Raw genomic sequence first — 6249 nt, forward strand, 5'->3', positions numbered from 1 at the left:
AGCACACGATGAAACTGAAAGTCGCCGTTCAGATGGATCCGATCGCGCGCATTAACATTCGCGGCGATTCGACCTTCGCGCTCTTGCTGGAGGCGCAGCGACGCTGCCACGAGGTCTCGTACTACACGCCGGAGAAGCTATCGCTTCGCGGCAGGGACGTGGTTGCGCCGGTTCAGACTCTGACCGTGCGGGATCAGGTCGGCGATCATTTCACGCTTGGCGATGCAACGCGCGCCTGCCTGGAATCCTTCGACGTCGTGTTGCTGCGGCAGGATCCGCCGTTTGATCTCGCCTACATCACGACGACTCACCTGCTCGAGCGCATCCATCCGAAAACGCTGGTGGTCAACGATCCCGCAAGCGTCCGCAATGCACCGGAAAAACTCTTCGTGATGGATTTCCCCGACCTGATGCCGCCGACATTGATCTCGCGCGATCTCGATGAGATCAATTCTTTTCGTGCCGAGCATGGCGCGGTGGTCATGAAGCCGCTGCATGGTCACGGCGGAGCCGCGGTCTTCCGCGTCATGCCGCAAGACATGAACTTCGGGTCACTGTTCGACATGTTCTCGGTAACGTTTCGCGAGCCCTGGGTGATCCAGCGCTTCCTGCCCGAGGTCGTTCGGGGCGACAAGCGCATCATCCTCGTCGATGGCGAATTCGCCGGCGCTGTTAATCGCGTGCCCGCCGCTGACGATCTGCGCTCCAACATGGTGCGCGGCGGTGCCGCGCGGGCGACCGATCTCACCTCCCGCGAGAGCGAGATATGCAAGCGCATCGGCCCGGCGCTGCGAGAGCGCGGGCTGCTGTTTGTCGGCATCGACGTCATCGACGGCTTGCTTACCGAAATCAATGTCACCTCGCCGACCGGAATCCGGCCCATCGCCGCGTTCGGCGGCCCGGATGTCGCTGCGATCGTCTGGGACACGATCGAGGCGAAGCGCTCACAGGCTCCCGGCTGAAGAGCTTCAACCTGCGTTCTCTTAATGTTCTTGTGCGTCGCGGAGTTGTGAGCTAGCTTCGGCCCGTAAAAGGGGGCGGTCATGGTGCAGCGGGTATCCACCGTCGCGTTTGAGGGTATCGAGGCGCGCGCGGTCGACGTGCAGGTGCAGGTCGCTCCCGGCCTGCCCGCCTTCAACATCGTGGGATTGCCGGACAAAGCCGTGTCCGAGGCTCGCGAGCGGGTACGAGCGGCGCTGATCGCTTCGGGTCTCGCGCTGCCGGCAAGACGGATCACCGTCAATCTGGCGCCGGCGGATCTGCCCAAGGAAGGCAGTCACTACGATCTCCCGATTGCGCTCGGCCTGATGGCGGCGATCGGGGCCATTCCCTCGGACGCGTTGGCGGGGTTCACGGTGCTGGGCGAACTCGGCCTCGACGGATCGATCGCGGCCGTGGCCGGGGTTCTTCCCGCCGCGATTGGCGCGAATGCGCGCGAGGAGGGACTGATTTGCCCTTCGGCTTGCGGTGCGGAAGCAGCCTGGGCGAGCCCCGACATCCAGATCATCGCCGCAAGTTCGCTCATTCAGATCGCAAATCATTTCAAGGGAACCCAGGTTCTGTCCCGGCCGCAGCCCCGGATTCGTGAAACCCAGGGCAGCGCTCTCGACCTTCGCGACATCAAGGGGCAGGAGAGCGCCAAGCGCGCGCTCGAGATCGCAGCCGCCGGCGGACACCACCTGCTGATGGTCGGCTCTCCCGGCAGCGGCAAATCAATGCTCGCGGCGCGCCTGCCTTCGATTCTCCCGCCGCTGTCGCCGGCCGAACTGCTGGAATTGTCGATGATCGCGTCCGTGGCTGGTGAAATCGACGGCGGGGCGCTCACCTCGCAACGTCCGTTTCGCGCCCCGCATCATTCCGCCAGCATGGCCGCGCTGACCGGCGGCGGCACCCGCGCCCGGCCCGGTGAAATCTCGCTGGCGCATAACGGCGTGCTGTTTCTCGATGAGTTGCCAGAGTTCGATCCGCGCGTGCTGGACTCGCTCCGGCAGCCGCTTGAAAACGGCGAGATCGCCGTGTCCCGCGCTAATCATCGCGTGACCTACCCCGCGCGCTTCATGCTGGTGGCGGCGATGAATCCATGCCGCTGCGGCCACGCCTTCGAGCCGGGCTACGCCTGCAAGCGTGGCCGCATCGATCGCTGCACCGCGGACTATCAAATGCGCATCTCGGGACCTCTCCTGGACCGGATCGATCTGCGTATCGAAGTGCCGGCCGTGACTGCCTCCGACCTCATTCTGCCGCCTTCGTCGGAAGGCTCGGCCGAAGTCGGCGCTCGTGTCGCCGCAGCACGCGACATTCAGACGGAGCGCTATGCCGCGCTTGGATTGTCGAATGTCCGGACCAACGCCGAAGCTCCAGCGGCCGCGCTGGAAGTCATCGCGCAGCCGGATGCACAGGGGCTGAAGCTGCTCCACGATGCCGCAGAAAGCATGCGATTGTCGGCGCGTGGCTATCACCGGGTGCTGCGGGTCGCCCGCACGCTCGCGGATCTCGACGGCGCTGACAGGATCGGCCGGCTGCACCTCGCCGAAGCCCTGTCCTATCGCGCGCTCGCCGACGATATCAAACGCGCTGCGTGACATCGTGGCGTTGATGTCCCGGTAACACCTCGTTTACCTTGTTTGCATCCGATCTTTTTCCGGCCCAACCCTCAAGCACTTCGCAACGTCATGCCGTCATGCTGGGATGGCGCATCCACCGCGCGCGCTTTGGTTGGCGGCAACCCGCCTCCGACGGACGTTGCAAGGATGTGCGGGGAGATCGATGACCGCGCCAATATTCTGGACGAAGGCACGCCTGCGCGCGCGGAGGCTGATCCGGCGGTATCCCCGGCTCAACACCACTTTTCGCACCTTCATGACCTTCTCAATCGCGTTCGGCGGTGCCTATGGCTTCATTGCCGGAAGCCGAAGCGCCGACTACGACCCTCACGCGTTCGCAATCGGCATCAGCTTTCTGTTCGCGCTCGCCTGTGTCGCGCTGGCTATCCTGAGCATGCGTTTGCGCCGGATGCGCAAGAAGATGCACAAGATTGCTCTCCATAATGAGGCGCTCGTTGACCGCAACTGGGAGCTGAAGGAAGCGGAAGAGCGCGCGCGCTGCCTTTTCGAATCCCAGAGCGATCTGATCGTGCTGCGCGACGGGAACGGCGTCATCACCTCGGTGAACGAGGCCTATTGCATCCTGGCCCGGCGATCGCGAGCGGAGCTGCTTGGCAGCCGTTTCGCGCTTCCCGTTCTCGAGCAAGGCGAGAGCGCGATCGAATCGAACGGCACGCGCATCTACGACCAGCGTGTCGAAACGGCACAGGGTCCGCGCTGGATCGCATGGCGCGAAGCCTTGATGCGGATCGACGCCAACCATCCGGCGGAACTGCAATGCGTCGGCCGCGACGTCACCGATCGAACTGAAACCGAGCGCGCGCTCGGCGAAGCGCGGGATCACGCGGATGCAGCAAGCCAGGCTAAATCGCGTTTCCTCGCGATGACGTCGCACGAGTTTCGCACCCCGCTCAACGGTATCATCGGCATGAGCGGGCTGCTGCTTGAAACCTCGCTCACGCCCGAACAGGCCACATACGTCAAGGCGGTGAAGGCATCCGGCGATGCATTGTTATCGCTGATCGAGGATCTGCTCGACTATTCCAGAATCGAGGCCGGAAAGATCGAGCTTGAAACCCGCCCTTTTGTTCTGTCCGGTCTGATCGAGGACATCACCGAATTGCTGGCGCCGCGCGCGCAGGCCAGACAGCTTGAAATCGCCTCCTATGTCGATGAAACGCTGCCAGCCGAAGTGACCGGAGACGCCGCGCGCTTGCGCCAGGTGCTGCTCAATCTTGCAGGCAATGCCATCAAGTTTACCCCGTCCGGCGGCGTTGCGCTGATCGTCGCCCCCGGCATCCGGCAGGATGACATCCGCTTCATGGTTCGCGACACCGGAATCGGCATTGCACCGGATGCGCAAGCCCGGATCTTCCGTGATTTCGAGCAAGCCGACGACCAGATTACGCGGACCTACGGCGGATCGGGACTGGGGTTGAGCATCAGCGATCGCATCGCCAAGCGGATGGGCGGGCGCATCACGCTGCAGAGCAAGCCAGGTTGCGGTTCGACATTCGAGGTTTCGGTCCCTCTTCCGGCGCATCATCCCGCGTCGGGGCAAAAGCGCTTTGCCGTGCCGGATCTGACAGGACATCCGGTCATGCTCGTGGCGCCCCAGGCCATCGAGACATCGCTGCTCGTCCGGCGGCTGGAGCGATGGGGGGCGGAGACCTTCACGACATCGGACCTCGCGGCGGCCTGTGCTCTGCTTCCGGAGCGCGCGTGGCACGCCGTTCTTGTCGATCATGCCATGGGCGGCGATGCGATCTGGCGGTTCGGTCAGGCCGCCCGCCAGCATGCGGAGCGACGAATCATCATGGTCACGCCATCGACAAGGCACGACCTTCAGGCAGCCGGCGCGGCCGCGTTCACGGGCTATCTCGTCAAGCCTTTGCGAACCGCGTCGATCGCCGCACGATTGTCCGCGCCGGCCGACGACCCGACCTCGCTTTGCACCGCCGACGGCCAGCCTGATCGCGACAGGCCCGAGACATCCAGGACACCGGCCATGACCTCCGCCCCCGGCCTTTCGATTCTCATCGCCGAGGACAACGAGATCAACGCGCTATTGACGCGCTCGCTCCTGACCCGTCTCGGACATGCCGTGACCGTCGCCACAAACGGAGATGAGGCGCTCAAATCGTGGGACGCGGCCCTTGCCGCGGGCGCGCCCTACGATCTCGTTCTGATGGATGTCCAGATGCCGAATCTCGACGGCATCGGGGCCACCAGGAAAATCCGCGAACGGGAAGCCGTCCTGTCCGGCAGCCGCACGACCATCCTGGCGCTGACCGCCAACGCGCTGATCGACGATCGTCACGCGTGTTTCGAGGCGGGCATGGATGGCTTTCTTGTCAAGCCGCTCAATCGCGAGAGGCTGGCTGACGCGCTTGCGGGGTTGACCGCCGCCCGTCACGTCCCGGCCTGAGTTACTGTAGCGTTTTCGAGCGAAGTGGAATCCGGTTCGCGTGAAGAAAACGCGTCAAAGCATAAAGATAGAGTCTTTCACCGTTCCCATGAAGCGTGAAGGTCTCTGACCAGACCCGCCGTCACGCAGAGCGGTTTCTAAAGCCGCCTCAACGCGACCCGCTCGACGACGTGGTCGGCCCCCTTCTTGAGGATCAGGTTCGCACGCGGTCGCGTCGGCAGGATGTTGTCCTCCAGGTTGGCCCGGTTGGTGCGCTCCCAGATGGCAATGGCCGTTGCGGTCGCTTCGTCGTCCGACAGCAGCGCGTAACGGTGAAAGTAGGATCGCGGATCCTGGAAGGCCGAATCCCGCAAAGCGAGGAAGCGGGTCACGTACCAGTCGCGCAGCACCGGCTCTTCCGCATCAAGATAGACGGAGAAGTCGAAGAAATCGGAGACGACCGGAATGGCTCTGCCGTCGTGCGGCAACGGCCCGGTTTGCAGAACGTTGACGCCTTCGACGATCAGAATGTCGGGATGACTGACTTCGATCCAGCTATCGGGGACGATGTCGTAAGTCAGATGCGAGTATACCGGCGCGCGCACGGGCGCGCGTCCAGACTTGATGTCACTGAGAAACGACAGCAGCATCGGCAGGTCATAGCTTTCCGGGAAGCCTTTTTTCTGCATCAAGCCGCGTCGTTCGAGCACCGCGTTCGGCAACAGAAACCCGTCAGTCGTCACGAGCTCGACCTTGGGGCGCGGCGACCATCGTGCGAGCAGTGCCTGCAGCACCCGCGCCGTGGTTGATTTTCCAACCGCAACCGATCCGGCCACGCCGATGATATACGGCACCTTGCGATCATGGATGCCGAGAAACTGACGCTGAGCAACAAAGAGACGCTGCATCGTAGCCACATAGATCGACAGCAGCCTGGACAACGGCAGATAGATTTCCTCGACCTCCACGAGATCGAGTCGATCATGCATTGATCGCAACGCCGCGATCTCATTCGCGGCCAGCGTCATCGGCATATCGTGGCGAAGCTTGGCCCACTCGGCGCGGGGGAAGACCCGATACGGATTATACTGTTGCTGGTCTGCCCGCGAATCCATGAAGCTTGCCCTTTGGGCTAGAGCATGATCCCGAAAAGTGGAAACCGGTTTTCGGAGAAGATCATGCTCAATCAAAAAGGTGGACGAGAGTCTGATTCAACGCCGACGAACCAGACTCTAGAGC

The 6249-nt window shown here is 63.1% G+C and carries 4 protein-coding genes; 3 read left to right on the forward strand and 1 reads right to left on the reverse strand.

What is annotated here, in order from left to right; genetic code table 11:
* Positions 1-8: 8 nt before the first annotated feature.
* The 3 genes from gshB (at position 9) to NWI01_RS08010 (ending at position 5031) form a co-directional block, all read left to right on the forward strand.
* Positions 9-962 carry a glutathione synthase gene (gene gshB / locus NWI01_RS08000; RefSeq protein ID WP_141383352.1) on the forward strand — a complete coding sequence of 318 codons (954 nt, stop codon included), beginning with the start codon at positions 9-11 and terminating at the stop codon, positions 960-962.
* A gap of 81 nt (positions 963-1043) precedes the next feature.
* Complete coding sequence (locus NWI01_RS08005) at positions 1044-2582, forward strand: YifB family Mg chelatase-like AAA ATPase (RefSeq protein ID WP_141383353.1); 1539 nt, start codon at positions 1044-1046, stop codon at positions 2580-2582.
* Between the two features lie 184 nt (positions 2583-2766).
* On the forward strand, positions 2767-5031 hold the full coding sequence (locus NWI01_RS08010) for a PAS domain-containing hybrid sensor histidine kinase/response regulator (RefSeq protein ID WP_141383354.1): 2265 nt from the start codon (positions 2767-2769) through the stop codon (positions 5029-5031).
* Positions 5032-5168: 137 nt separating this feature from the next.
* Here the strand turns inward: NWI01_RS08010 and coaA are convergent, their stop codons facing one another.
* Positions 5169-6125: a type I pantothenate kinase gene (gene coaA, locus NWI01_RS08015; RefSeq protein ID WP_141383355.1), complete on the reverse strand. Its 957-nt coding sequence runs from the start codon at positions 6123-6125 to the stop codon at positions 5169-5171.
* Positions 6126-6249: the final 124 nt, after the last annotated feature.

Source organism: Nitrobacter winogradskyi, assembly GCF_006539545.1.
In the GTDB taxonomy this organism is placed as follows: domain Bacteria; phylum Pseudomonadota; class Alphaproteobacteria; order Rhizobiales; family Xanthobacteraceae; genus Nitrobacter; species Nitrobacter winogradskyi_A.